Annotated in this window: 1 pseudogene; it reads left to right on the forward strand. The window is 47.7% G+C overall.

Annotated features, from left to right (window positions below):
• Positions 1–1,649 (forward strand): annotated as a pseudogene (locus tag F902_RS20810) (hypothetical protein); the annotation flags it as partial.

The raw sequence follows: 1,649 nt of genomic DNA on the forward strand, positions 1-1,649 counted from the left end.
CCAAGTATCACCAAGTCAGGCATCAATGCAGCGGGTAACCCAATTAGCAATGTCGGTGCAGGTGTTGACGATACTGATGCAGTCAACAAAGGTCAATTAGACAAAGCCGCTGCTGCAGCCAAAACCGAAGTCACTCAAGGTAAGAACATCACCGTTTCTAAAACCACGGGAGCAGATGGACAAGACATCTATAACGTTGCAACGGCAGACAATGTTGACTTTAACAATGTGACTGTTGGTGGTGCTAATGGTGTGAACATTGATGGAGCGACAGGTAAGATCAGTGGTGTAACTGCGGGTGAAGTCAGTGCGACATCGGATGAAGCCATTAATGGTAGCCAGTTGGCAGGTACAGCGAAGAGTGTATCGGATGCTTTAGGTGGCGGTTCAACGGTTAATCCAGATGGCACCGTGACGGCACCAAGCTATACCGTGAATGGCAATAATGTCACCAATGTTGGCGCCGCCATTTCAGAACTAGACAAAGGTTGGAACCTACAAACAAATGGTGCTAATGCAGGTGCAGTGAAAGCAGGTGATACGGTTGATATCGGAACCGTTGCAGGCGAAGAAAATCTGACGGTGGCCAAAGATGGTAACAATATCAAATATGGCCTAAGCCGTGATCTGAAGGTAGACAGCGTTCGTGCAGGAGATACCTTAATCAATGACAATGGTGTGACCATTACTAATGGCCCAAGTATCACCAAGTCAGGTATCAATGCCGCAGGTAATCCAATTACCAATGTTGGTGCAGGTGTTGAGGACACTGATGCAGTCAACAAAGGTCAGTTAGACAAAGCTGCTGCTGCAGCCAAAACCGAAGTGATCCAAGGCAAAAACATCACCGTGACTAAAACCACGGGAGCAGATGGACAAGACATCTATAACGTAGCAACCGCGGACAATGTTGACTTTAACAATGTCACTGTAGGTGATGTCACAATTGATGGAACAACAGGCAAAATCAATGGCGTTACAGACGGCACAGTTGCAGCAGGCTCTAAAGATGCTGTGAATGGTGGACAGCTGAATGACAGCGTTGCGTCTACAGGCGATATCTTAGGCGGTGGTGTGACCAATGAAGGCGGTAAGCTGAATGGTCCATTTACCGTGAGTGGCAAAGGCTATGACACGGTTGCGGATGCAATTCAAGGAGAAGCTGCTGCTGCGAAAACTGAAGTTGAAGCTGGCAAGAACATGACGGTTGAAAGCCGTACTGGTGCAGATGGTCAAACCATTTATGAAGTTGCGACAGCGGATGATGTTGATTTTAACAAGGTGACTGTTGGTGGTCCAAATGGCGTCAACATTGATGGCAACACAGGCAAGATCAGTGGTGTTGCAGATGGCACGATTGCAGCAGGCTCTAAAGATGCTGTGAATGGTGGTCAAATCCATAGCATTGCAGACAGTGTCAAAAACTCAATTGGTGGCGAAACAACGCTGAATCCTGATGGTTCAATCACAACTGCCAACGTGGGGAACACAGGTCAAAACAATATCCATGATGCGATTGACTCAGTTCGTGGTCAGGCCGTTGCAGCGAAAACCGAAGTTGAAGCGGGCAAGAACATGACTGTTGAAAGCCGCACAGGTGCAGATGGGCAAACCATCTACGAAGTTGCGACAGCGGATGATGTGTCATT

This window comes from Acinetobacter higginsii, assembly GCF_000369525.1.
In the GTDB taxonomy this organism is placed as follows: Bacteria; Pseudomonadota; Gammaproteobacteria; order Pseudomonadales; family Moraxellaceae; genus Acinetobacter; species Acinetobacter higginsii.